This is a genomic window from Actinoplanes sp. NBC_00393 (genome assembly GCF_036053395.1).
Lineage (GTDB): Bacteria > Actinomycetota > Actinomycetes > Mycobacteriales > Micromonosporaceae > Actinoplanes.
On record NZ_CP107942.1, the window covers coordinates 244068 to 268541 of the forward strand.

Below are 24474 nucleotides of genomic sequence, written 5' to 3' on the forward strand. Positions count from 1 at the left end.
CAAGGCTGAGACCGATGTCGATCTGCGTGGGTGGCTGAGTATCCCGGTCGGGAGCGGGTACCGGATGGGCAGCCGAAGTGCGATCGGGCGGGGGCATGGTGACGATCGAGGCTGGGGCTCTGCGACGGGCGCGGTGGGCGGTGCTGGCCGCGTTCTTTGCGAACGGGGCGGCGTTCGCGACCTGGGCGCCGCGGATTCCGGCTGTGCAGGAGGCGCTCTCGCTGGACGCCACCATGCTGGGTCTCGCGCTGACCGGTGGTGCGCTCGGCGGGGTTCTGTTCACGCTGCCCGGTGGGATCATCGTGGACCGGCTGGGCAGCCGCCGGGCGTTGCTGGTGGCGATCGCTTCTCTCAGTCTGCTGCTGGTACTGCCGGGTCTGGCCCCCGGCTGGTGGTTTCTGCTGGCGGCCATGCTGGTGCTCGGCGCGGTCGACTCGCTGATGGACGTGGCGATGAACGCGCACGGTGTCCTGCTGGAACAGCGTGAAGGGCGTTCGCTGCTCAGCGGGTTCCACGCCTCCTGGAGCATCGGTGCCGTGCTCGGCGGCCTCGCCGGGGCGGCCGCCGCAGCCGCCGGCATACCGGTGTGGGCGCATCTGCTGGCGGCCGGTGCACTGCTCGGGACGGCCACCTTGCTTGCCGGTCGCGGTCTGCTCGACCAGCGCGAGTCTCCACACGCGGGCGCCGCCGGCAGCAACGCAGCCAGCAACAATGCAGCCAGCAACAGCGCGGCGAGCAACAGCGCGGCGTGCAACAGCGCGGCGAGCAACAGTGCGGCGAGCAACACTGCGGCGAGCAACAGCGCGGCGAGCAACGACGCGGCCCGCAGCAGCGCGGCGAGCAACAGCGCGGCCCGCAACAGTTTCGACAACAGCGCGGCTGACGACAGTGCAGCCAGCAACATCGCCGGCAGGGAGAAGAGCACGTCGCGGATCGCCCGGCCCACGCCGATTCTGGTGGTTGCCGGCCTTCTCGTGCTTGCCGCCGCGTTCATCGAGGACGTGCCGCTGTCCTGGAGCGCGGTCTACTTCTCCACCGGCCTCGGCGCCAGCGCCGGTGTCGCTGGGCTGGGCTTCGTGGCGTTCTCGTTCTTCATGGCGGCCGGCCGCATCGTCGGTGACCGGGTCACCGACCGGTTCGGTACGCCGCGCGTCCTGCTCGGCGGGGGACTGCTGATCGCGACCGGGTTCGCGGCCGGCCTTGCGATCAACCAACCGCTGGCGGCGATCGCCGGGTTTGCGCTGGTCGGGCTGGGGGCGAGCCCGATCTTTCCGGCGGCGTTCAGCGTGGCCGGGCGGTCGGCGGGCGGCGCCTCCGGGATCGCGTTCGTCTCGATGGTGTCGCGGTTCGGGTTTCTCACCGCGCCGCTGCTGGTGGGCATCCTGGCGGACGCCACCGATTTTCGGTACGCGCTGGGCGTCGTAGTGCTCGCCGGGGCGGTCGTGGCCGTTCTGTCGCGAAAGCTGCGGCGGGAACTGCCGGCCGGGGATCCGTCAGCGGCGGGTGCTGTCCCTGCGTACGATCGCCCATGATTTCTGATGCGAGCCCGGCTCGCTGCCGAGCGCAGCCAAAGCGCAGGCCGCGCCCTGCTCGCGCAGTGATTGGGCGACCGTGGTCAGCCCGAGCGACGCGGCCACCGCGGCGTCGTCCCATCCGGTGACCGCGACGTCCTGAGGGATGGTCAGCCCGGCAGCGCGGACCGCGCGGATCACGCCGGCGGCCTGCTGGTCGCTCATCGCGGCGATCGCGTCGGGCGGTGTGGCGGAGGCGAGCAAGGCGGCGGTCATGCGTTCGGCCTCGGCGAGATCGTTGCGCGCGCACACCGCGACGGTCACGTCCGCCCAGGCGATTCCGGCGTCCGTGGCGGCGTCCCGGTAACCCGCCAGCCGGTCGCGGGTCACCGGGAACAGCGCGTCCGCGATGTCGGCGCCGCGGGTGATGGTGCTGATCCGCGAGCGGGACAGCGGCTGGCTCACGATCGCCGGGCGGCGGGCGCCGGCGAAGACGACCGCGCCGATCTCGCGGGCGGCGGCCCGGTTGTCGATGGTGACGAGTTCCAGGCCGGGGACTTCGGGGCCGCCGTGGATGACCGCAGGCCGCTTCATGGCCTGGACGGCGGCGAGGACCGGATCCTCGTCGGAGGTGGTCCAGACGATGAACCCGTCTACGGCCGCGCTGGTGATCCGGGAGACGTCGTCGGGGGCGCCGGAGATCGGCAGGATGGTCATGCCGTAGCCCTGGTCGGCGCAGACCTCGGCGACGCCGGCCAGGAAGGTGACGGCCTGCGGGTCGTCGAAGGCGTATGTGAGGTGCTCGCCCAGCACCACGCCGAGCGTCTGCGTGCTGCCGCGGCGCAGGGAGCGGGCGCTCGGGTCGGGTCCCGGGTAGCCGAGGTCGGCGGCGGCGGCGAGCACCCTGCTGCGCGCCTGCTCGGAGACCCGGCCGGGCTGGTTGTAGGTGTACGAGGCGGTCATCACCGACACCCCGGCCGACTTGGCCACCTGTGCGAGGGTCACCCGTTTCGACATGCACCTACCCTAACGTCCGGTGTATCGTTACACAGCATGAGCGACTTCATCCGTGACCGGCTCACCTGGATCGCTTACCTGCTGGTCGCCTGGTTTGCGTATCTGCAGGCGGCACCCGGTCTGGTGATCCCTCATCTGCGCGAGGAGCTCGACCTGAGCTATTCGACCGCGGGGCTGCACGTCACCGCGTTCGCGGCCGGCAGCATGCTCGCGGGGCTGGTCTCGCCGTGGCTGGAACGGGCGCTCGGGCGGCGTACCGTGCTCTGGTCTGCTGTTGCCGTGTTGAGTGCGGCCGCGATCGCTCTGACGGCCGGGCGCACCGCGACCGTGACCGTCGCCTCGGTGCTGATCATGGGCATCGGTGGTGGGGTGGTGCTCACGACCGTGCAGGCGGCCCTCGCCGACCATCACGGTGTGCGCCGCGCCGTCGCGCTGGCCGAGGCGAACGTGGCGGCGAGCGTCGCCTACGTCATCCTGATCGGACTGCTGACGCTGACCGCGAGCCTGCACATCGGCTGGCGGATCGCGGTGCTGGCGTCGCTCATCGTGCCTGCGCTGACCTGGTGGGGCAACCGTCGGCTGGCCATCGATGCGGCGCCGGTGTCCGGGGCGGCGCAGGGCCGCCTGCCCGGTGTGTTCTGGATCGCGGCGGCGATGCTGTTCTGCACCACTGCGGCCGAGTGGTGCATCTCGGCGTGGGGCGCGACCTTCGTCCAGGAGGCGGCCGGTGTCGCGGCCGATACCGCGGTCCTGCTGATGGCCGGCTTCTACGGCGGTGTGCTGGTGGGGCGGGTGGTGGGCAGCCGGCTCGCCCGCCGCCGTGACCCGGCGCAGCTGCTCGGCGCCGCCCTGGCGATCGCGGCCGCCGGGTTCGCCGTGCTGTGGCCGTCGACCGGGGCGGCGCAGGCGGTTGTCGGGCTGTCGCTGCTCGGGATCGGGCTGGGCAACCTGTTCCCGATGGCGTTGTCCGTGCTGGTCGGACTCGTGCCGGAGCAGGCGGTGCTGGCCAGCGGGCGGGCGGTGACGATCAGCGCGTTCGCGGTGGTGCTGCTGCCGCTCACGGTCGGTGCGCTGGCCGATGCGACGTCGCTGAAGGCGGCGCTCACCGTGGTGCCGGTCATTCTGGCGCTCGCTGCGGTGGCGCTCGTGCTGGTGCGCAGGCCCGCCTACTCGCGCAGCCGGCTGTAAAGAGCTGTAAAGACCCGGCCCGGCTACGAGCGCAGCCGGCTGTACAGGTAACCGTCGCGCCACCCGCCGTCGCGGAACTCGCAGCCGCGGATCACGCCCTCGAACTGGAAGCCGGCCTTCTCTAAGGCCTTCTGCTCAGCGATGTTCTCCGGATGGGTCCCGGCCTGAATCCGGTGCACCGGGGTATGCCGGAACAGGTACTCACAGAACATCGCCTGCGCCCGCCAGCCGATGCCCTGCCCACGCCACTCCGGCAGCAGCACGATACCGATCTCCACGTGCCGGCCGGCCGCCCCGAACTGCCCCCACCGGTAACTCACGAAGCCGGCCGCCACCGGCCCGGTCTCCACCTCGACGATCAGGCCGCCGTCGTCCTCACCCAGATAGCTGTCGGCGGCGAAGCGGCGATCGACCGTTCCCGGGTCGCGGAATCCCGCCCAGTCCAGACCGATGAGCCCCGGCTCGGTCTTGAACCGCCGCAGCATGGCCAGGTCCTCCTCGCCCACCGGCCGCAGCCGGATCGCCACCCCGGTCACGAGAGGTAGGCCCCGGCTCGGGCAGCGGCGACCGCAGCCTCGGCGGCCCGGTCGGCCGCCGCCTCGTCCACCGCATCCCCGCTGATCAACATCCGGTAGTAGAGCGGCGCCGACACCGACCGGATGACCTCCGCCGCGTCCGTACCCGCGGGCACCTCCCGCCGCTGCAACGCCTGCTCCACGCACGGCGCCCACTCCGCGATGCGCACCGCGTAGAAGCGGTGCAACGCCTCGGCAGCCCGGCTGTCACAGGTCGCCGCGACGATCACCGCCCGGAACAGCGGACCCTGCCGGGCATCGCTCAGGGTGCGCTGCACGAGGCGCGCGTTCGCACGCAGATCTTCAATCAAAGACCCGGCATCGGTACGCGGTGACGACTGCTCCGCCATGTCCTCGAGCAGATCGGCGACGAGCCCCGCTGCGCTTCCCCAGCGCCGGTAGACCGTCGTCTTGCCCACCACCGCCCGGCGGGCCACGTCCGCGAGATCGAGCCGGTCGAAGCCGTGCTCGACGAGCGCGTCGGCGGCAGCGCTCAGCACAGCCGCCCGCACCCGGGCGGTACGCCCACCGGGCCGGATAGTGCCGATCGTCATAACGGGACTCCAGTTCCATTAACCGTGCTAGCCTGACTCCGATACTAACGGAACCAGAGTTCCTTTAGGGAGGACCTCATGGAATACCGACGACTGGGCGCATCCGGACTCACCGTCCCCGCCCTGAGCTTCGGCGCCGGCACCTTCGGCGGCTCCGGACCGCTGTTCAGCGCCTGGGGCGACACCGGCGCCCGCGAGGCCCAGCGCCTCGTCGACGTCTGCCTCGACGCCGGCATCACCATGTTCGACACCGCCGACGTCTACTCCGACGGCGCCTCCGAAGAGGTCCTGGGCCAAGCGATCAAGGGCCGGCGCGACCGCCTGCTGATCTCCACCAAGAGCGGGCTGCCCACCGGCGACGGACCCGGCGATTTCGGCACCTCCCGGGCGCGGTTGATCCGGTCGGTCGAGGCCGCCCTGCGCCGGCTCGGCACCGACCACATCGACCTGTTCCAGCTGCACGCCTTCGACGCCGGGACACCGGTCGACGAGGTGGTCGCCGCCCTCGACGACCTGGTCCGGGCCGGCAAGATCCGCTACCTCGGCGCGTCCAACTTCGCCGGCTGGCAGCTCATGAAATCCCTCGCCGTCGCCGACCGCGACCACCGCACCCGCTATGCAGCGCACCAGGTCTATTACTCCCTCGCAGGCCGCGACTACGAGTGGGAACTGCTGCCACTCGGCCTCGACCAGGGCGTCGGCGCCGTCGTCTGGAGCCCGCTCGGCTGGGGACGCCTCACCGGCAAGATCCGCCGCGGCGCCCCGCTGCCGGCCGGCAGCCGCCTGCACGCCACCGCCGACTTCGGCCCGCCGGTCGACGACGAGCACCTGTTCCGCATCGTCGACGTCCTGGACGAAGTGTCCCGCGAGACCGGCCGGGCCATCCCGCAGATCGCGGTGAACTGGCTGCTGCAGCGACCCACTGTGGCCAGCGTCATCATCGGCGCCCGCAACGAGGAACAACTGCTGCAGAACATCGGCGCGGTCGGCTGGTCGCTCACCCCGGACCAGATCGCCCGCCTCGACGCGGTCAGCGAGCGCACCGCGCCGTACCCGTACTTCCCCTACCAGCGCCAGGAAGGCTTCGCCCGGCTCAACCCGTCGCCGCTCACGGACATGGGCCGCCCTCGCACACATCTATCACCTTCCCGGTGAGCAGGAACGTCGCCTTCTGCAGCTGCGCGCTCGCCTGCGCACGCGGGAACTCGTGCGGATCAGGCCCGAATTCCGGGCCGGCGGCCAGGTTGGTCGGCGGCGGCGCCAGCGCCTGGCCGCTGTTCCACACCACCAGAGCAGAGCCACGGTACGGGTACGCAGTGATCGGTTTGATCCCCCAGAACGGCACCACCTCGTCGGACCAGCCCGGTGCCAGCGCCGGCCGGTGGATCCGGGCCCCGATGGTCCGCGCCTGCACCTGGGCGGCGGCCGGCGAGACCTGCTGATCCGCGAAGGCCACGTGCATCAGCACCTGATGCGCCGGGGTGCGCGGCAGCGGGTCGCGGGTCAGATGCTGGGCGTACCCGTTGGCCTCGCCCCGGTCCCACAGCATCTGGATCAGCGCGAAGATCAGCTGCTGGTCGGCCTTGTCCGGGTAGGACTGGTCCATCAGCTGCTGGAACGGCGCGAAGGCGGTGCTGCGCTGCAACAGCGTGCTGTAGTTCATGCCGGGCACGCCGAGGACCGAGCGCTTCCAGTCCTGCGCGATCGCGGTGAGCGCGCCACCGTTGATGCCGCCCTGGCTGTTGCCGTCGTAGTGCAGCCCGCCGGCCCGGTCGATCAGGCTGCGGCCCGCGCTGTCCTGGAACGCGGGATGCGCGGCGAACCCGCCCGGCGCGATCATCGCCCGGCCCAGGAACAGGAAGTTCAGGAAGCTCTGCTGCAGCCGGTCCGGCACGGCCGGGAACGTGCTCAGATCGCTCCAGGTCTGCACGACGAACGGGATGTCGCCGGAGGACAATCCGATCCAGCTGGTCGCGCAGAACGTGAACCGGTGGTCCTGCGACATCTGCTTCACGTTGCCGGCGTTGATCTCGGTGGGCGCGCCGAGCAGCCCGTGCCCGTAGAGCGAGAGATGCGCCGGCTGTTCGGCGCTGGCACTGCGCGGGATGTTGCAGACGAACTCGGCGGCGAGCGTCTGACCCGAGGTGGCCGGCAGGCCGTCCGGTCCGTAGGTCAGGCGGGCGCCGGGTCCGCCCGTACCGGTCAGATAGCTCGGAACCGTGACCGTGCCGCGGACCTGGCGCGCGATGCGGGTGTCCTGCTCGGGGGCGTAGTCGGTGACCTGGCCGACGGTGAACGCCGGCGCCCGCCGGCCGAGGGCGCCGAAGGCGTCGTCGCGCATCCGCAGCACCCGGCCGGTCAGCCCGCGCTCGCTGGCGACGGTGAAACTCCAGGTCATCGGCCGGATCAGCTTTCCGGCCTGGTCGCGCAGACCGCGCAGGACGACGACATACCGGGTCGCTTCCTGCAACGCCACCGCCGGCCGGATGATCAGCAACGGCTCGGCCGCGGCATGCGCGTCCAGCTCCGCCCAATACGGCGTGCGATGCCCGGTACGGGTGTTCAGCAGCAGGATCGGCGAGTTGGGCGCGAGCGACCGCCCGATATCGGTGACCGGCGCGATACCACTGGCCGCCGGATCGAGTCCCGGCACGTGCGCCAGGATCGGCGTGCCCGGGCTGAAGCCGTCCTGCCGGTTCCACTCGGTGGGGTCGATGTGCTTACCGGCCACATTGGCCGGCAGCGCGTCGGCCGGGAAGTGCACCCGCAGCCCGGTCGGGCTGGTCCGGTCGCGGACCGTGAACCGGTCGCTGGGAAACGGCAGCAGGCCGGTCGCCGGCTGATGGTCGGAGGCGACCGCGACGCCGGCCGGCGCCACGCCGACCAGCACGGCAACGGTCAGCAGCAGAAGTCGTCGCATCACGGGGTACCCCCTTGAACCCACAGTGGTGACGATCCATGTCTACATTTCTTCGATCCGGATGTCACCAGGCGGCCGTGCCGTGAGTCTTACCTTCGTGACTTCCGAACCGGATCTCCGCGACGTGTACGCCGCCTCGGCCGGCCGGCTCGTCGCCCAGCTGTACGGCATGACCGGTGACTTCGCCGAAGCGCAGGACGCCGTGCAGGAGGCGTTCGCCCGGGCGCTGAGCCGGCCGTCGCGCATCCGTGGGGTGGACAACCCCGAGGCGTGGCTGCGCCGGGTGGCGATGAACATCGCCCGGTCCCGGCACCGGCGCCGCGCGCTGTTCGACCGGATCGCCCGCTCGGGACGCCTCGACGCGGACGACATCGTCCCGCCGATCTCGCCGGATCACGTCGCGCTGGTCACCGCGCTGCAGCGGCTGCCCCGGGCGATCCGGGAGACCGTGGTCCTGCATCACCTGGCCGATCTGCCGGTCGCCGAAGTCGCGACCGCCCTCGGCTGCACCGCCGACACCGTGAAGACCCGGCTCGTCCGCGGGCGCCGCGCGCTCGCCCAGCACCTGCAGGAGATCGAGATGGAGTCCAGCCGTGCCTGACGACGAGCTCAACGCCGACTTCGCCGGTCTGGCCCGGGCCGCGGCGAACGCCTTCAAGCCGCACTTCGCGGACGTGGAGGCGCGGGCCGCCCGCCGCCGGCGCCGCCTGCGCACGCTCAGCGCCGGCCTGCTCGCACTGGGCGTCTCCGCAGGCGGGGGTACGGCCCTCGCGCTCACCGCCGACCGCACGCCCACCCCGGTCGTCACGCCCACGCTCGGGCCGTTCCGCACCTCGTACGCGCCCGCGCCCGGCTCGTCCCGGGTCCCGCAAGCGCAGCCCAGTTACGTCCGGATCGGACCGGGCGCATTCGACGTCGCCGAACCCGACAAACCGTTGACCGGCATCTTCACCCAGATGTTCGCCGGTGACCTGGACCACCTCTACCTCGAGTACCGCGACTGCGAAGGCAAGAAGTGCCGCTCGATGCTCGCGTCCAGCAGCGACCGCGGGCGCACCTGGCGCAAGACGCCCATGCACCCCGACGTGCAACAGCACAAGCGGTACGGCGCGCTCGTGCTGGCCCACGGCAACCTCGTGGTCGCCGCGGACGGGACGATCACCCGATCCGGCTTCGACACGACGCAACCTCCCGCCTCCTACCTGGTGAGCACCGACGGCGGGACGACCTGGAAGCGTTCGGCGATGCGCAAGGTGGAGACTCTCCCGGCGGACGCGACCGTCTACATCCCGAGCAGCGAGTGGATCGCGGCCGTGAACCCGGCCACCGGCGACATGACCTGGATCAAACCGTCGCTACCGCGTTTCCCCGGCAGCCTGTGGTCCTTCGCGATGCCGATCGACAATCAGCCCAGCAGTGGCATCTGGATGCTGGACCGCCAGCCGATGCCGGTCTCCAGCCCCGGCCCCAGTCCGGGCGCAGAGGTGCGGCGGGAGAGCAAACTGATCGTGCTGGTCAGCCGCGACGGCGGCAAGACCTGGGACGTCCGGGTCCTGCCGGACACCGAGCAGGACGGCGTCAACAGCGGAATGCTGACCACGGTCGACGGCCAGACCCTCTACCTCGCCGACCGGCTCGACGGCGGCGCCGGCGTGCAACTGCACTCCAGCACCGACGGCGGCCAGACCTGGCAGACCGGCGCCCGCCTCGACCTCGGCGGCCCGATGCTGTCGCTGCTGCCGCTGGGCGGCGGCAACGTCCAGATCGAAAGCCCGAAGGACACGCTGCGCAGCACCGACGGCGGCCGCACGTTCACCAGGGTCGGCGAATCACTGGGGGCCCGCGCCTACGCGCTGCCGGGCGGCGGCTACGCCATTCCGACCAACAACAACGAGGCCAGCATCTGGCTCTCCGAGGACGGCGCCTCCTGGACGTACGTCCCCCGGCCGGAAGTCCCCTGACCCGCGACGGCGCCGCCCTCGGCATCGGGGGAGGGCGGCGCCGTGATGCGGCAGCGCATACGATCCGGCCGTGGTTGTGGAGATCCGGGAGAAGACCGCTGCCGATGCCGCTGCCTGCCTCGAACTGGTGACGCGTGTGCACCATGCCGACGGCTATCCGATGCGCCTCGATCCGGGCTTCCTCACCCCGGTCGCCGGGCGGGAAGCAGGCGCCTGGGTGGCCGAGTCGGACGGTGTCATCGTCGGGCACGTCGCGCTGCGCACCCCGGCCGAGAGCCCGACCCTGGACGTCGCCGCCCGTGCCACCGGTCTCCCGGTCGACCGGCTCGCGCTGGTGGCCCGGCTCTTCGTCGCCCCGGAGCAGCGCCGTACCGGTCTCGGCCGCCGTCTGCTGCGGCACGCCACCGCTGAAGCGCCGAAGCTCGGCCGGCGTGCCGTCCTCGACGTCGGTCAGCGCCTGGGACCGGCGGTCGCCCTCTACGAGTCCGAGGGCTGGGAGCGCGTCGGCGAACTGCACGAGCCGCTCGACGCGGACACCGTGCTCGACCTGTGGGTCTACGTCAGCCCCGAACCTCCGGTCCGGGTCATCGACGGCGCGGCGTTCGACGATTTCGACGGTTTCGTCGGCGAGTTCAATACGCTGCTCTGCCACCACACCTGGAACGGGAACCTGGACGCCTTCAACGACATCCTGCGCGGTGGTTTCGGCACGCCGGAGACCACCTGGACGCTGCGGTGGGTCGACTCGGAACGGTCCCGCAGCGTGCTCGGCCATCCGGCGATGGCCCACTGGCTGCGACGGACCCTGCAGTCCTGCCACCCCACCAACCGGGCCGGCATCGAGGCACGGCTCCGCGCCGCGCAACGTGGGGAAGGGGAGACCCTGTTCGACCTGATCGTCGAGATCATCCGCGAGCATGCCCCGGACGGCGAGGAGACCGGCTACCGCATCATCCTCGAGCTGGCCTGACCGAAAGGGACTACACGGCCATCGGCGGCGGGTAGGTGGCCTGGCTGGGCCGGGCCTGATACTCCCGCCACGCGGCCGCCAGCCGGCGGACCGCTTCGCTCAACTCCTGCGGCTCGGCCAGGAAGTGCAGCCGCAGGTATCCGTCGCCTGCTCCGGTGGGGTCCAGGCCGGCGCCGGGCAGCACCGCCACACCGTGCCGCAGCGCCTGCTGCGCGAACGACCGCCCGTCCCCGTGCGGCAGCCGCACCCACAGCGTCTGCCCGCCCGGGACCGCCGGCGCCTCCCACGACGGCAGATGCCGGGCCAACTCAGACCGCAAATGATCGTGGCGGGCCCGGCGCTCCAGGGCGGTCCGCCGCATCAGCGGAGCAAGGCGGGGAAGCAGGTCGGCGGCAGCCAGCTGGGCCGGGACGTTGCCACCGAGATCCAGCACGGTACGCATCCGCGCCAGCCGGGCGATCACCGAGGCGGGTGCGCGTACCCAGCCGACGCGCAGGCCGCCCCACGCGACCTTGCTCAGCGACCCGATGCTGATCACGTCGTCGTGGTGGGCGGCGATCGGCGGCGGCACCGGCACGTCCGGGAAGCCCAGGTCGGCGAGGGCCTCGTCCTCGATCAGCGGGATCCCGGCCGCGGCGGACGCTTGCGCGAGCCGCTGCCGGACCGGGGACGGCAGGACGGTTCCGGTGGGATTGTGGAAGGTGCTTACGGCGTACGCAAGCACGGGTTTCTGCTCCTGCAGTGCGGAAGCGAAGCCACTCAGGGTGACCGGCAGCGTGCGCAGCACCGCGCCCTCCTCGCGGAACGCCTCGAGCGCCCCGAAGTAGGTCGGCGCCTGCACGAGCACCCGGTCGCCGGGCCGGATCAAGGCCCTGGCCAGTAGCGTCAGGGCCTGCTGGCCGCCGGTGGTGACCAGGATCCGGTCGGGGTCGCAGGCCAGTCCGCGAGCCGTGTAACGATCCGCGATGGCCTCACGCAGGGTGAGGTGTCCCATCGGGTGGTAGCCGATGTCGCCGGCGATGCCGGCCAGTTGGGGGAGCGTGCGCGTGTACGCCGAGATCAGCTCCTCCGGTGGCGCGTCCGGCGCCGCGCAGGCCAGCATGATCACGCCGTCGCGGGGTTCGAGCAGGTGCAGGAAGGCCGGCGCCTCGGTGGTCGGGCGGGAGGTGGCGACCGGCGGCCCGGCCACCCGGGTCCCGCTGCCCTGCCGCCGCACGATGCGCCCCTCGCCGCACAGCAGGTCGTAGGCCGCGACGACCGTGCTGCGGCCCACGGAAAGCGCCGTTGCCAGGACCCGATCCGGTGGCAGGAGCGCGCCCGGCGGCAGCTCGCCCTCGTCGATCAGGGTACGGATCCGGGCCGCGAGCAGCAGATACAGCGCGCCGCGCCCGGACGACCACCGCCCGAGACGCTCGACCAGACTGATTGGCTCCATCAGCAGACCAATCTAGCGGCATTGGCTCTGCCGATCGAGAGCCGTAATGCCGACGATGGGTTCATGACCGAGTTCGCACCGAACGCCATGACCGCGCTGATCGACGACCACTACCGCTACGACCTGGCCGAGAGCACCTGCCCGCCGGTGTCCCTCGGTGACCTGGCCGAGCCGGGCGAGCTCGCGGCGATCCCGCTCGGCTACGGCACTACCCGCGGCGACGCCCGGCTGCGGGAACTGATCGCCGCCGACGCCGGGGTGAACGCCGACCAGGTGCTGGTCACCGTCGGTGCGATCGAGGCGATGTTCCTGCTGGCCCAGGCGGTCTGCGGGCCCGGCGACCGGGTGCTGCTGGTGACACCCTGCTTCCCGCCGGCCCGGACCGTTCCGGAAGGTCTCGGCGCGCACCTCGACCTGGTGGCGGCCACCTTCGACGACGGATACCGGCTGCCCCTGGACCGGGTCGTGGCGGCGCTCGGGCCGCGTACCCGGCTGGTCTCTCTTGCTTCTCCACAGAATCCCTCCGGTGTGCGCGTCACCGAGAGTGAGGTGCGTGAACTCCTCGCGGCGGTGCGCGAACGCGCGCCGCAGGCGGTGGTCCTGGTGGACGAGACCTACCGGGAATCGACGTACGCCGACGCGCCCGTGCCCCCGTCAGCCGCCGTCCTGCCCGGCGTGGTCACCTGCTCCTCGGTCTCCAAAGCGCACGGCGCCCCCGGCCTGCGTCTCGGCTGGCTGACCGCAACCGATCAGACCCTGTACGCCCGCCTGCGCGAAGCCGAGTTCGTCACCACGATCGCCTGCTCCGGTGTGGACGAGTTCCTGGCCACCCGCGTGCTGCAGCGGCGCGCCGAGATCCTCGCGCCGCGCACCAAGTTCCTCGGCGAGCAGCTCGGCGAGCTGCGCCGCTGGGCCGCGGACCAGCCGGTCGACCTGGTCGTGCCGGACGGCGGGCCGCTGAGCTGCGTGCGCCTGCGTCCCGAGATCGATGTGGCCCGCTTCTATGCCCGGCTCGCCGAACGGGAGACCCGGGTCTCGCCCGGCTCCTGGTTCGGCGAGGACGACCGGGTGTTCCGCCTCGGCTTCGGGCACCTGTCGCCCGCCGAGTTCAGCGAAGCCCTCAGCCGCGTCGCAGAGGCGCTGTCCCTCTCGTCGTGAGCGCAACGCCGACGCCTTCCGGTCAGGCGTTCGGTGTCACCGGATAGCGTGGCCGCATGGGTGTCCAGTTCGATTCCGGGGAAACCGTCTACCTGCGACATCTGCAGCGGCAGCAGATCGGGCTGATCTTCCCGTTCCAGGCGGTCGCCGGCCATGAGGATGCGGTGCTGCTGTGGGCGCCGGCCGGCACTCAGGGCTGGCACTTCAACATGACCGACGGTCGCGGCATGGCGCAGACCCCGCTGCCCGAATGGTCGGCGTCGCCACGGGTGCCGGTGCCGCACACCGTCGACCACGGCGTGCTCAGCTGGCACCCGTACGGGCGGGACTACTCGATCCGCTGGTTCTTCCGGCCGGACGGCACGTTCTACCGGTGGTACGCGAACCTGGAGGCCCCCGCAGTCACCTGGCGGGCCGGCGACCTGGCCGGGCTGGACACCACCGACTGGGACCTCGACGTGGTGATCGAGCCGGATCGCGGTTGGCGGTGGAAGGACGAGGAGGAGTTCGTGGCACGGCTCGCTATGCCGGACTCGTACTGGGTCGATGACGAGGAACGGGTCCGGCGGGCGGGCAAGGAGGTGATCGCGTTGGCCGAGGCTGGTGCGTTCCCGTTCGATGGCACGTGGTGCGACTTCCGGCCGGACCCGGATTGGCCGCCACTGCCGTTGGACCTGCCGGCTGGGTGGGACCGGGCACGGTGATGCCGTCCTCTCCCAGCATGGCGGCGCCTCGGCCCTGATCGTCGGCGTCGGCGTCGGCGTCGGCGTCGGCGTCGGCGTCGGCTTCGGTTTCGGCTTCGGCTTCGGCTTCGGTTTCGACCTTGACCTCGGCCTCGGCCTCGGCCTCGGCCTCGGCCTTGGCGTCGACCTTGGCGTCGACCTTGGCGTCGGCCTTGGCGTCGGCATCGGTGACTTCGGCGCCTTCGTCGTTGCCGTTGTGCTGGCCCAACCTCACCCGCGGCCGGGCTGTCAGCCGGCCAGAAGGACGGCGCCGAGGGCGAGCACGGCCGGGACGGTCTGCACGAACAGGATACGCCGGCTCGCGGTGGCCGCCCCGTAAGCGCCGGCCACTGCCACACACACCAGGAAGAAGATCTTGGCGGCCTGGTCGTCGGCGACCAGGCCCCAGATCAGACCGGCGGCCAGGAACCCGTTGTAGAGGCCCTGATTGGCGGCCAGCACCTTGGTCTGCTCCGCGAACTCCGCGGTGAGGCCGAACGCGGCCCGGCCCCGCGCGCTCGTCCACAGGAACATCTCCAGGACCAGGATGTAGGCGTGGATCAGCGCAACCAGCGCCACCAGCACGTTCGCGATGATGATCACCGCGACACCCTATCCGCATGATCAGCTTCGGCTGGCTGGCTGGCTGGCTGGCTGGCTCGCTGACTGCTGGCGCGTGGCCGGATGCGGGGCCCAGATCCAGGGCTCGGGCCGGAGCCGGAGCCAGAGCCCTGGCCGAGGTCGGGGCCCGGGACCGGGCCCAGGATCAGGGCTAGGACCGGGGCCAGGGTCGGAGCCCAGGACCGGGCCCAGGATCATGGCCAAGACCAGGACCGGGACCGGGACCGGGACCGGGACCGGGACCGGGACCGGGACCAGGACCAGGGTCGGGGCCCAGGACCAGGACCAGGGCCGGGGCCGGGACCGGGGCCCAGGGCCGGGCCCAGGATCATGGCCAGGGCCGCAGCGGCGGCCGGGCCGGGGCAGGGGGCCGTGGCCAGGGCCGGGGCAAAGGGCCGGGGCAAAGGGCCGGGGCGGGGGCCAGAGCCAGGGCCGGGGCGGGGCCAGAGCCAGGGCCGGGGCGGGGCCAGAGCCAGGGCCGGGGCGGGGCCAGAGCCAGGGCCGGGGTCGGCCGCCGGCGACTGGTGACTGGCCCGACCGCTCAGACCGGGTCGGTGGCCTGCACGGTGCCGTTGGCGACGCGGTCTGTCCAGCGTGTGCCGTCCCACCAGCGGTGCCCGTAGCGGCCGGTCGGGTCGGGCTGCCAGGAGGCTGCCGGCAGGCCCGGCGTCCGCGGCCCGGGCACATTCGCCCCGGTGCCGCCGAATGGCGCCTGGGCGGCATAAGGGTTCGGTCCGCCGAAAGGCGCCGGCCCAGCCGCCTGCTGCGGCATATTGCTGAATGCCGGCAGCTTCTTGTTCTGCCGGTTGTCCCAGAATTTGAAGATCAGGATCCAGGCGCCGAGCAGAACGTAGAAACCGATTCGCGAAATCAGCTTCATCATCATCAGGAACAGCCAGAACGGCAGCGGAACGACGAAGGCCCACATGCCCCCGTTGTCGTCCGGCGGGTTCAGGAATGCCGGCGCGCTCAACGCCAGGCCGATGAGCAGCGAGAACAGCCACAGGACGACGCCACCGAAGAGGGCGCCCGCGCCGCCGCCCGCGGCGCTTCCGGACCCGGCCATGATCGAGAAACCGACCATCACCGTGACCATGCCGACCCACATGGTTCCTAATCTGAGCAGCAAGTTGCGCATGACTCTCCCCAGAGCGCATTCGATCATTTTCCGGTCGCTTCGACAAATGCGCCGGTCGCGCAGAAATCTAACGGCGAAAATGGGGCCGTCGCAAGGTCCGCCGATCGAATCCGTCTCTGTATGCCACTCGGCAAAGCCGTCCGCAGCGCGGCCCTGGGATGATCGCGAATCCGGCCTGACCGAAGAGACTAACCATTCCGGCTTAGGCCATTCGGCGATGCCCGGCCGTCAATTCCGCTGCTCGGCAGCCGCAGGCGGAGGCGGTGGTGCGGGCCGGCAAAGGGATCCGACAATTCCGGCGGACCGGCGGACCGGCGGACCCGCAGCCCGCAGTCCGCAGTCCGCGGCCCGCGGACCGCAGCCCGCGGACCGCAGCACGCAGCCTGCAGCGCTCAGCGGGACAGGTCGTGCTTGCGGTGCGTGACCTTCTCGACGATGCCGGCCGGCAGCAGGCGGCGCAGGCCGAAAACCAGCGGGGCGTTGCTGCCGACCGCGTACCGCTGCTTCGGCCGGTCAGCCTCGATCGCGGCGACGATGGTCGCGGCGACACGCTCGGCGCTGACCCCAGCCTTCTCGTTGCGATCCAGGGCGGCCAGCATCCTCTCGAACTCGGGGCGGTGCGGCGAGTCCGGCGCGATGTACTTGGTGCGCCGCTCGCTGATCCCGGTGCTGATCGAGCCGGGTTCGACGGTGGTCAGCCACACTCCGTACGGCGAGTACTCATGCCGGGCGCCGTTGCTGAAGCCCTTGATCGCCGCCTTCGTCGCCACGTAGGACGAGCGGTAGGCCAGCGGGAACGACGCCAGCATCGACCCGATCATGACGACCCGGCCGTAGCCGCGCTCGCGCATTCCCGGCAGCGTCAGCTGGGCCAGCCGCACCGGTCCGATCACGTTGATCTGGAACAGCCGGCGCAACGCGTCGACCGGTAGTTCCTCGAACGGGCCGGACTGGCTCTCCCCGGCGTTGTTGACCAGCACGTCCACGCCGGCCAGCTGGTCCGCCAGGGCCTCGATCGAGGCGTCGTCGGTGAGGTCGAGCGCCACATATTCCACGCCGGGCGCCCGCTGGTCGTCGGCGAGCGACTCCGGTTTGCGGCTGGTGCCGATCACCCGGTAGCCGCGGGTGGCCAGCGCGGCCGCGGTCGCCTTGCCGATGCCGGACGAGGCGCCGGTGACCAGAGCGGTGCGAGTCATGGCCGCACACTATCGGGCTGCGCGCCGAGCAGCGACCGGGTGATCGACTCGCTCTCGGCGAGCATCTCGTCCAGGGCCGCTTCCAGGTCGGTGTCGCCCGGCTCGTGCCCGGCTTCGGCGGCCATCAGCACCGCCCGGCGTACCAGCTCCTTGGCGAACGACGCGGTGATGCCCGCCGAACGTTCCGCCGCCCGGTCCAGTGTGGCGGCGCCGAACGTGATGCCGCGCGCGTAGAGCGCGATCAGACTGCGGCGCGCCCCGGCGTCCGGCAGCGGCACCTCGACGGCCAGGTCGACCCGGCCGGGCCGCTGTGCCAGGGCGGGTTCCAGCACGTCGACGCGGTTGGTGGTGAGCAGGAACGCCACGTCGGCGTCGTCGCTGAGACCGTCGAGCGCCTCCAGCACGGCGAACAGCAGCGGCTGCGCCCCGGCATGGTGGTCCCGGCTCTCCGCGACCAGGTCACAGTCCTCCAGGACCACGAGCGCCGGCTGCAGCGCCCGCGCCATCTGGGCGGCCTCCGCGATGTACGCGATGGACGGCCCGGCCAGCAGGATCACGGTGACCTCGGGCAGGGCTCCGAGCAGATACCGTACGGTGTGCGTCTTGCCGGTGCCGGGCGGGCCGTAGAGCAGCAGGCCGCGCTTGAGGTGCTGGCCCGCCGCGCGCAGCCGGTCGCGGTGGGTGGCCACGCCGGCGACGTGCCGCACGATCCGGTCCAGGATGCCGGGCGGCAGGATGATCTGGTCCGCCGTCAGGGCCGGCCGCCGGTGGAAGACGATGTCGCCGACCCCGGGCTCGTAGTCCGAGCCGCCCAGCGACAGCACCTGCCCGCGCAGCACCGACCGGAGCAGCATCAGCTCCCGGACCCGGGCGATCAGCCGGGCCGCCACCCCGTCGGCCGCGGTGAGCACGTCCATCTGGGCCTTGGGCTGCCCGAACCGCGCTTCGGCGGCGCGCTGCAGCACAGCGACCGGGGCACCGTCGAAGGTGAACAGCCGCAGCCCGAACGAGATCGCCTGCCGGGTGGTGTCCGGCCCGGTCGCGATGCTGTGGTAGTCGACGGCGGCGACCGGGAAGTTACCGTGCCGCTCGGAATGGTCGATGATTTCGCTCAGCGAGTTGTGCTTGCGCTGCTCACCGCCGCCGATGCCGAGCAGCCGGGACTCCGGCGAGCCGTCCTGCACCTCGGTGAGCGCCACGTCGAGGTCGACGAACATGTGCGACGGCAGCTCCTCGGTGTACCACCGGCAGCTTCCGCGGATCGGCGCCGAGATGCCCGGTCAGGGCGGCGACCAGGCTCGGCTCGTCGCCGCGCCGGCCCCGGTGCACGAACACGACCTCGTCGAGGAACGCCTGGAAGCTGGCAACGAAACCGTCCGCACGCTCGTCCATGGGCCCCATCATCACGGATCGGCGCAATCGGGGGCATGAATTACCGGACTTTTTCAAGGTCCTCGTTCAAGGCGCTGACCTGGGCTTTCGCCATTCAATAAACGATCTTGCAGGGGTCTTGCGGCGAATTGTGTTGAACCGCACGCGACCCGCCGCCCGTACTGGCCCCCGACCGGGCACACCGAAGTCCAACGACGAGGAGTGAGCATGAGGGCGCGCAAGTACCGAGGCGACCAGAGCAGCCGGCGCAAGACGATCGGCGCGGTAGCGGTCGCGGGGGTGTTGCTGGCGACCGGAGTGACCGGGGTGCAGCTGGCGTCGGCCGGCACCGAGGCCAAGGCCGCGGACGTGATCAACGTGGACGGGCAGCAGTTCGACGTCTCCCAGTGCGCCGAGCTGCAGATCAACGCCGGCGCCGTGGTGTGTGACGGCGAGGAGCTGGCGCCGATCGAGGAGCAGGGCGCCGGCGACGCGGCAGCGGCCGCGGCGATCGCCCTCGAGGCGGCGTGCGACCAGTTCGTGGCGGACATCGCGGCCGCGGAGGGCGAGGCCGGTGGCGAGGACGCCGGTGCGGAAGCCGGTGAGGAGGCGGCCGGCGAGGAGGAGCAGAGCGCCGCCGAGGCCAAGAAGGAACGTAAGGCCCTGGCCAAGAAGTGGGCCAAGGCGCTGAGGAAGGCCGCCAACGGCAACGGCGCGGCCAACGGCAAGGGCAAGGGCGCGGCCGAGGAAGGCGCCGCGGGCGAAGAGGGCGCCGCGGGCGAGGAAGGTGCCGCGGGCGAGGAGGGCGCAGCCGGTGAGGAGGGCGCCGCCGAGGACGCGGGCGCCGCTGCCGAGGCTGTCGCCGCCGCCCAGCAGGGCCTGCTCCAGGCCTGCCTGGCGCTCGCCGACGCCAAGGCCGCCGCAGCCGGCGCCGAGGAAGAGGCCGGCGCGGGCGAGGAAGCGGGCGCCGGCGAGGAAGCCGGTGCCGGTGAAGAAGCGGGCGAGGAGGCCGGCGCTGGTGAAGAGGCCGGCGCAGAGGCCGGCCAGGAGGAAGAGGCAGCCACCACGCGCAAGTAGCGGAGCGCCGCGGACCGCTCCCTGGCAGAAACGCCGGGGAGCGGTCGCCTCAAACGCAGGCCCGCTCAGTCACCGCCGCTCCCGCCTCCGCCGCCACTGTCACCGTCGTAGCCGGAATCGGCATGCCGGTTCCCGTCCGTCTCGGACCCGAAGTTGCCGCCGGAGTCCTCCCCGCGAACACGTCCCCGCCGCCGGTCACGCAGATAGCCGGCCACCACGATCAGCACGAGCACCGCCAGTCCGCAGAGACCGACGATCGACATCAGGTCCATGCGCCGCAGCATCGCATGATCAGGCGACCCGGCCGAGCACCGCTCCGGTGGGCAGAATGTTCACGCCTATGCCCGCCAGATCCGTCAGCCGCTCCGCGCTGACCTGCGAGACCGCATCGCCGACCAGCACCGTACGAAAGTCCCGCTCGCTCGCCTCGAAGAGCGTGGCCCGTGGACAGTTCGGCAGGTTGCAGCCCGCGACCACCACGGTGTCCACGTCCCGTTCCCGCAGCCACGCCTCCAGCGGCGTCCGGTAGAACGCCCCCCACCGCGGCTTGAACAGCACGATCTCGTTCTTCCCCAGCGCCTGCGGCTCCCCGGCGAGCAGCACGCCGGCGTCGACCGCCAGCGGATCACCCGGCCCGGCGATCCCCGCGATCACCGCCGATCCGGGTGTCCCCGGCGCCGCCGAGACGCCGCCGCCCTCGACGAAGGCCCGCCGTGGCAGGTCCACGTCCGACGAGCCGGGCGCGTACAGCCGGACGATGTGCACGATCGGCAGCCCGGCCTGGCGATATCCCTCGGCCAGCCGCCGCACGTTCGGCGTGATCGCGTCGGTGCCGGCGATCGGCAGCGCCCCGTCGTCGGCGAAGTCCACCTGCATGTCGATGACGACCAGCGCGGAGGCCGCCCAGTTCGGCTCGGTGTACATGAAAGCTCATGCTGCGCCGATGCCCCGCGCATGTCCAGCCAACCGACAGGGAACATACAGCTCAGGCTGGACGTGGCCGCGTACCGTTGAGGAAACGGCCAGAGGTAGAGGAGACGGTGCCGGTGAGTGGCTTCTTCAAGCGGATGGTGCTCGGGATGGTCGCGTCGAAGCTTCACAAGGCGTCACAGAAGCACCACAACCCCGCTGTCGACGGCCTGCTGCGCGAGGTGAACCACCGGATCGCCCGCAGCCAGGGTTACGGATACCACCACCCGGGCGCGTATGGACATCATGGCGGCTACGGCCACCCCGGTGCTTACGGTCACCACGGTCATTACCGTCATCACGGACACTACCGGCACCACGGCCACTACCGCCGCAGGTGGTTCTGAGGCTAGCGCCTGGTCCTGCCGTGCCCGCTCGGCAGGACCCAGCCGGTCGCCGAGTCCACCACCTTCACGTCGGCCGGATTGCCCTCCAGCACGTGCACGACCACCTCGCCGGGCACGCTGTCGACCCGGAACTGCCGCTCGCCCCCGGTGCCCACCACGATGAACGTCTCACCCGGGCGTAGCCAGTAGTCCGACCCGATCGGCTCCAGCAACAGACAGAGCGGCTCGGCGCCGAAGTTGCCCACCGGCAGCCGTTGCGCCGGCGCGGGGGTGCCCACGTGCGTGTCGGTCCGGACAGCAGGCTTGTCCCTGCCTCTCCGGGTCGGAAGATCCATGCCCCGACTATCGCACGCCCACCCCCGGCAGGCACAGACCGAAAAGATCAGCCCGGGGTCGGCCGATGCGCTTCGCTTGCGCACTTTCTTCGGTACGGGAGCACGCCGCACCCACCAACCCGGACCGTCCCTCGCTACCACGCGACCACGCAGGTGGCCGCGGCCTTCGACGCGGCCGCCGGGCTTGAGCAGACGGGAACCGTGGCCGCGGCACCCTCGTCTCACCGGTGTCACCGACATCGGAGGAACCCATGGCTGCCCGGTCGACCGCCTTGGTGATCGTTTTCACGCTGTTCCTGGCCGGCTGCGCGAACCGGAGCGAGAGCCCCACCTCGTCCCCGCCCACCGCAACCGTCGCTCTGCCGTCCGCCCCGCCGGTGATCACACAGGTCTGGGAGTCGTGCGCGGCCGCCGACTCGCAGTCCGATCTCGCCGGTGTGCAGGCCCTGCGACTCCCGCCGGTACCCGACGGCTTCCGGCCCGTCGCCGCCGTGATCTGCCGCGCCGAGCAGAGCGGTTCCCGGATGGTCACCGTCGAGGAACGCGCCGGCGACGTGACCGCCCTGCTGGCGACGCTGCGGCTCCCGCCCGAGGCGCACATCGCCGAGGTCTGCACCGACGACATGCCGTACGTCCCCTGGCTGGTCCTGCTCGACGCCGAGGGCCGCTGGCTGCGTCCCGGCGTGCCGCCCGACAGCTGCGGCAAGCCGCGCATCGAGTTCCGTAACGCTTTCCGCAAGCTTCAGACCATCGAGGTGGCACGGGGCCGCTGAACTGGCGCAGAAGGCGCACTCTGGAGGTGATTGAGGAAGGGCGATGCGATGACTGCGATTGCGATCTCCGGCCTGACCAAGACCTTCGGCCGGACCACCGCGCTGGACGGGCTCGACCTGACCGTGCAGGAGGGCGAGGTGCACGGCTTTCTCGGGCCCAACGGCAGCGGCAAGACCACCACCATCCGGGTCCTGCTCGGCCTGCTGCGTGCCGACGCCGGAACGGTGCGACTGCTCGGCGGCGACCCGTGGACCGACGCGGTGGCCCTGCACCGGCGTTTGGCGTACGTGCCCGGCGACGTGATCCTCTGGCCCGGCATCACCGGCGGCGAGGTGATCGACGTGCTCGGCCGGCTGCGCGGCGGCCTGGACCGCAAACGCCGCGACGAACTGCTCGAACGTTTCGATCTGGACCCGTCGAAGAAGGCCCGCGCCTACTCGAAGGGCAACCGGCAGAAGGTGGCGCTGGTCGCCGCGCTCGCGTCCGATGCCGAACTGCTGCTGCTCGACGAGCCGACCAGCGGCCTCGACCCGCTGATGGAGTCGGAGTTCCAGCGCTGCGTCCGCCAGGTCAAGGCGGAGGGCCGGACCGTGTTGCTGTCCAGCCACATCCTGGCCGAGGTGGAGGCGCTCTGCGACCGGGTCAGCATCATCCGGCTGGGCCGCACCGTGGAGTCGGGCACGCTGCGCGAATTGCGGCACCTCACGCGTACCTCGATCTCGGTGGAGACCGCCCGCCCGGTCACCGGCCTGGACGGCCTGCCGGGCGTGCACGACGCGGTCCTCGAGGACCATCACGCCCGGTTCGACGTGGACACCCAGGGCCTGGAGCCGGTCATGCAGCGGCTGGCGACCTTGGGCGTACGCAGCATCACCAGCACACCGCCCACCCTGGAGGAGATGTTCCTGCGCCACTACGGGGACGACGGGTCATGACCGACTGCACCGAGCGGCACCCAGCCGCACCGCCCTATGGCCTGGCAGGCGAGGGCCAGGAGGGCATGACGAGGGAGGGCGCTGCATGACCGGGACCGGGATTCTGCTGAGCTTCAACCTGCGCCGGGACCGGGTCGCGCTGCCGTTGTGGATCGGCGGCGCCGGGCTGCTGTTCCTGATCCAGTCCACCCAGAGCCAGAACCTCTACGGCACCCCCGAGGAGCTCGCCGCGCTGCGCGCCACCCTCGGCGGCAACACCGCGGTGATCGCCATGAGCGGCCCGGTCGAGCTGCTCGAAAGCATCGGCGGCGAAATCGTCTTCGAGATCTTCGCGTTCGCCGCGATCATCGTCGCCCTGATGAACATGTTCCTGGTCGGCCGGCATACCCGCGGCGACGAGGAGACCGGCCGGGCCGAGCTGATCCGCTCCGCCCGGGTCGGCCGGCGCTCGCCGCTGCAGGCCGCCCTGCTGCTGGCCGTGCTCGCCGACCTCTCGGTCGCCGTGGCGATCTTCGCGATCGGTGTCGGCACCGGCCTGCCGGCGGCCGGTTCGCTGCTGGTCGCCGTGGCCCTCGCCGGTGTCGGGCTGGTCTTCGCGGCGCTGACCGCGGTGGCCGCGCAGGTGTTCGAGCACGCCCGGGGCGTCTACGGCGCGGTCGGCGTGGCGATCGGTGCGGCCTACATGCTGCGGGCCGCCGGCGACGCCGGAAACCCCGCGCTGTCCTGGGCGTCGCCGATCGGCTGGGGTCAGCGCACTTTTCCGTACGGTCAGGACCGCTGGTGGCCGGTGCTGCTGATGATCGGTACGGCCGTCCTGCTGACCGGCATCGCGATCGTCGCCCTGGACCGGCGCGACTTCGGGGCCGGTCTGGTGCGGTCCCGGCCGGGTCCGCCGCGGGCGTCGTGGGCGCTGGGCACTCCCACCGGCCTGGCCTGGCGGCTGCACCGGGGCAGCGTGATCGGCTGGGTGCTCGGGGTGGGTGTGCTCGGGGCGGCCTACGGCTCGCTGGGTGACAGCATCGAGCAGTACCTCGCCGACAACCCGGAGGTGTCCGAGTTCCTGCCCGGCGGGGCGTCCGATGTCGTCGACGCGTACCTCGCTCTCACCATCGCCATGGGCGCGCTGCTCGCCGCGGCCTTCGGCGTGGCTGCGGCCCTGCGGGCGCGCGCCGAGGAGACCGCCGGCCGTGCCGAGCCGCTGCTGGCCACCGCGGTCAGCCGGGGCGCCTGGCTCGGCAGCCACCTCGGCGTCGCCCTGGCCGGCAGCGCGCTGGTGCTGCTCGCCGCCGGCTTCGGCGAGGGCCTGGCGTACGGCCTGACCGTGAACGACCCCGGCCAGGCCGTGCGGATGACCGGGGTGGCCCTGGTCTACCTGCCCGCGGTCTGGGCGGTCGTGGCGGTGGCCGCGCTGAGCCTCGGCTGGTGGGCGCGCGCCGCGGCGGTCGCCGGCTGGGTCGCGCTCGGCTACTGCGCCGTGGTCGAGCTCTTCGCCGACTCGTTCAACCTGCCGGAGTGGATGCAGCAGGCCTCGCCCTTCGTCCACCTGCCCGACGCGCCCCTGGAATCGGTGACCGCCACACCTCTGATCGTCGTCGGCGTCGTGGTCGTGGCCCTGATCACCGCCGGCTTCGCGGGCTTCCGTCGCCGCGACGTCGGCTACTGAGCGTCGCGGTAAGCGTTGCGGGAAGGGTGCCGATAGG

The 24474-nt window shown here is 71.7% G+C and carries 26 protein-coding genes; 14 read left to right on the top strand and 12 right to left on the bottom strand.

The genetic code is table 11. The features are described from left to right. Positions 1–95 precede the first annotated feature (95 nt). The gene (locus tag OHA21_RS01035; protein ID WP_328469141.1) at positions 96–1532 is read left to right on the top strand and encodes an MFS transporter; all 1437 of its coding nucleotides are present in this window, start codon (positions 96–98) and stop codon (positions 1530–1532) included. Here OHA21_RS01035 and OHA21_RS01040 read toward each other — a convergent pair. Continuing rightward, complete coding sequence (locus OHA21_RS01040) at positions 1494–2528, bottom strand: LacI family DNA-binding transcriptional regulator (protein WP_328469143.1); 1035 nt, start codon at positions 2526–2528, stop codon at positions 1494–1496. The two genes, OHA21_RS01035 and OHA21_RS01040, sit on opposite strands and share 39 nt — an antisense overlap. Before the next feature lie 36 nt (positions 2529–2564). Here OHA21_RS01040 and OHA21_RS01045 point away from each other — a divergent pair, with 36 nt between their 5' ends. Beyond that, positions 2565–3716 carry an MFS transporter gene (locus OHA21_RS01045; protein WP_328469145.1) on the top strand — a complete coding sequence of 384 codons (1152 nt, stop codon included), beginning with the start codon at positions 2565–2567 and terminating at the stop codon, positions 3714–3716. A gap of 23 nt (positions 3717–3739) precedes the next feature. Here OHA21_RS01045 and OHA21_RS01050 read toward each other — a convergent pair whose 3' ends face one another. Beyond that, positions 3740–4243 (bottom strand): GNAT family N-acetyltransferase, encoded by a 504-nt coding sequence (locus OHA21_RS01050; RefSeq protein WP_328469147.1) that lies wholly within the window; start codon positions 4241–4243, stop codon positions 3740–3742. 5 nt (positions 4244–4248) lie between these two features. After that, the gene (locus OHA21_RS01055; protein ID WP_328469149.1) at positions 4249–4845 is read right to left on the bottom strand and encodes a TetR/AcrR family transcriptional regulator; all 597 of its coding nucleotides are present in this window, start codon (positions 4843–4845) and stop codon (positions 4249–4251) included. 78 nt (positions 4846–4923) lie between these two features. Between OHA21_RS01055 and OHA21_RS01060 the strand changes: the two genes are divergently transcribed. Beyond that, a complete protein-coding gene (locus tag OHA21_RS01060) occupies positions 4924–6000 on the top strand; it encodes an aldo/keto reductase (protein WP_328469151.1) in 1077 nt (358 codons plus the stop codon). On the opposite strand, the gene OHA21_RS01065 is transcribed toward OHA21_RS01060, so the two are convergent. Further along, positions 5954–7765, bottom strand: coding sequence for a hypothetical protein (locus tag OHA21_RS01065; RefSeq protein ID WP_328469153.1), 1812 nt, complete (start codon positions 7763–7765; stop codon positions 5954–5956). The two genes, OHA21_RS01060 and OHA21_RS01065, sit on opposite strands and share 47 nt — an antisense overlap. Before the next feature lie 97 nt (positions 7766–7862). On the opposite strand from OHA21_RS01065, the gene OHA21_RS01070 reads away from it, so the two are divergent. From OHA21_RS01070 to OHA21_RS01080, 3 genes are all read left to right on the top strand, one after another. Then, complete coding sequence (locus OHA21_RS01070; RefSeq protein WP_328469155.1) at positions 7863–8366, top strand: sigma-70 family RNA polymerase sigma factor; 504 nt, start codon at positions 7863–7865, stop codon at positions 8364–8366. Continuing rightward, positions 8359–9726 carry a sialidase family protein gene (locus tag OHA21_RS01075; RefSeq protein WP_328469157.1) on the top strand — a complete coding sequence of 456 codons (1368 nt, stop codon included), beginning with the start codon at positions 8359–8361 and terminating at the stop codon, positions 9724–9726. The genes OHA21_RS01070 and OHA21_RS01075 overlap by 8 nt, the downstream gene beginning before the upstream one ends. A 70-nt stretch (positions 9727–9796) precedes the next feature. After that, positions 9797–10696 carry a GNAT family N-acetyltransferase gene (locus tag OHA21_RS01080; RefSeq protein WP_328469159.1) on the top strand — a complete coding sequence of 300 codons (900 nt, stop codon included), beginning with the start codon at positions 9797–9799 and terminating at the stop codon, positions 10694–10696. A gap of 10 nt (positions 10697–10706) precedes the next feature. Here OHA21_RS01080 and yczR read toward each other — a convergent pair whose 3' ends face one another. Further along, positions 10707–12131, bottom strand: coding sequence for an aminotransferase-like domain-containing protein (gene yczR, locus OHA21_RS01085; protein WP_328469161.1), 1425 nt, complete (start codon positions 12129–12131; stop codon positions 10707–10709). A gap of 63 nt (positions 12132–12194) precedes the next feature. On the opposite strand from yczR, the gene OHA21_RS01090 reads away from it, so the two are divergent. Together OHA21_RS01090 and OHA21_RS01095 are read left to right on the top strand one after the other, a co-directional pair. Further along, positions 12195–13289, top strand: a complete 1095-nt coding sequence (locus tag OHA21_RS01090) for a pyridoxal phosphate-dependent aminotransferase (RefSeq protein WP_328469163.1) — start codon at positions 12195–12197, stop codon at positions 13287–13289. A gap of 56 nt (positions 13290–13345) precedes the next feature. Then, positions 13346–13993 carry a DUF402 domain-containing protein gene (locus OHA21_RS01095; protein ID WP_328469165.1) on the top strand — a complete coding sequence of 216 codons (648 nt, stop codon included), beginning with the start codon at positions 13346–13348 and terminating at the stop codon, positions 13991–13993. Between the two features lie 267 nt (positions 13994–14260). On the opposite strand, the gene OHA21_RS01100 is transcribed toward OHA21_RS01095, so the two are convergent. From OHA21_RS01100 to OHA21_RS01115, 4 genes are all read right to left on the bottom strand, one after another. Next, a complete protein-coding gene (locus OHA21_RS01100; RefSeq protein ID WP_328469167.1) occupies positions 14261–14614 on the bottom strand; it encodes a DUF1304 domain-containing protein in 354 nt (117 codons plus the stop codon). 559 nt (positions 14615–15173) lie between these two features. After that, positions 15174–15770 (bottom strand): DUF2510 domain-containing protein, encoded by a 597-nt coding sequence (locus tag OHA21_RS01105; RefSeq protein ID WP_328469169.1) that lies wholly within the window; start codon positions 15768–15770, stop codon positions 15174–15176. Between the two features lie 392 nt (positions 15771–16162). Beyond that, a complete protein-coding gene (locus OHA21_RS01110; protein WP_328469171.1) occupies positions 16163–16966 on the bottom strand; it encodes an SDR family oxidoreductase in 804 nt (267 codons plus the stop codon). Next, entirely contained in the window at positions 16963–18183 is a 1221-nt protein-coding gene (locus OHA21_RS01115; RefSeq protein ID WP_328469173.1) for an ATP-binding protein, read from the bottom strand. The genes OHA21_RS01110 and OHA21_RS01115 overlap by 4 nt, the downstream gene beginning before the upstream one ends. On the opposite strand from OHA21_RS01115, the gene OHA21_RS01120 reads away from it, so the two are divergent. Both OHA21_RS01120 and OHA21_RS01125 read left to right on the top strand, forming a co-directional pair. After that, positions 18182–18397: a hypothetical protein gene (locus tag OHA21_RS01120; RefSeq protein WP_328469175.1), complete on the top strand. Its 216-nt coding sequence runs from the start codon at positions 18182–18184 to the stop codon at positions 18395–18397. The genes OHA21_RS01115 and OHA21_RS01120 overlap by 2 nt on opposite strands. Before the next feature lie 168 nt (positions 18398–18565). After that, the gene (locus OHA21_RS01125) at positions 18566–19414 is read left to right on the top strand and encodes a hypothetical protein (protein ID WP_328469177.1); all 849 of its coding nucleotides are present in this window, start codon (positions 18566–18568) and stop codon (positions 19412–19414) included. A 65-nt stretch (positions 19415–19479) separates the two neighbouring features. Here the strand turns inward: OHA21_RS01125 and OHA21_RS01130 are convergent, their stop codons facing one another. Next, on the bottom strand, positions 19480–19686 hold the full coding sequence (locus tag OHA21_RS01130) for a hypothetical protein (protein ID WP_328469179.1): 207 nt from the start codon (positions 19684–19686) through the stop codon (positions 19480–19482). A 19-nt stretch (positions 19687–19705) separates the two neighbouring features. Beyond that, positions 19706–20338, bottom strand: a complete 633-nt coding sequence (locus tag OHA21_RS01135; RefSeq protein ID WP_328469181.1) for a cysteine hydrolase family protein — start codon at positions 20336–20338, stop codon at positions 19706–19708. A 122-nt stretch (positions 20339–20460) separates the two neighbouring features. Here OHA21_RS01135 and OHA21_RS01140 point away from each other — a divergent pair, with 122 nt between their 5' ends. Next, a complete protein-coding gene (locus OHA21_RS01140) occupies positions 20461–20730 on the top strand; it encodes a hypothetical protein (RefSeq protein ID WP_328469183.1) in 270 nt (89 codons plus the stop codon). 2 nt (positions 20731–20732) lie between these two features. Here OHA21_RS01140 and OHA21_RS01145 read toward each other — a convergent pair whose 3' ends face one another. Beyond that, a complete protein-coding gene (locus tag OHA21_RS01145; RefSeq protein ID WP_328469185.1) occupies positions 20733–21065 on the bottom strand; it encodes a hypothetical protein in 333 nt (110 codons plus the stop codon). A 251-nt stretch (positions 21066–21316) separates the two neighbouring features. Here OHA21_RS01145 and OHA21_RS01150 point away from each other — a divergent pair, with 251 nt between their 5' ends. The 3 genes from OHA21_RS01150 (at position 21317) to OHA21_RS01160 (ending at position 24437) form a co-directional block, all read left to right on the top strand. Further along, the gene (locus OHA21_RS01150) at positions 21317–21838 is read left to right on the top strand and encodes a hypothetical protein (RefSeq protein ID WP_328469187.1); all 522 of its coding nucleotides are present in this window, start codon (positions 21317–21319) and stop codon (positions 21836–21838) included. Between the two features lie 48 nt (positions 21839–21886). Beyond that, positions 21887–22774 (top strand): ABC transporter ATP-binding protein, encoded by an 888-nt coding sequence (locus tag OHA21_RS01155; RefSeq protein ID WP_328469189.1) that lies wholly within the window; start codon positions 21887–21889, stop codon positions 22772–22774. Positions 22775–22859: 85 nt separating this feature from the next. Next, positions 22860–24437: an ABC transporter permease gene (locus tag OHA21_RS01160; RefSeq protein WP_328469191.1), complete on the top strand. Its 1578-nt coding sequence runs from the start codon at positions 22860–22862 to the stop codon at positions 24435–24437. The last annotated feature ends 37 nt before the right edge of the window (positions 24438–24474 follow it).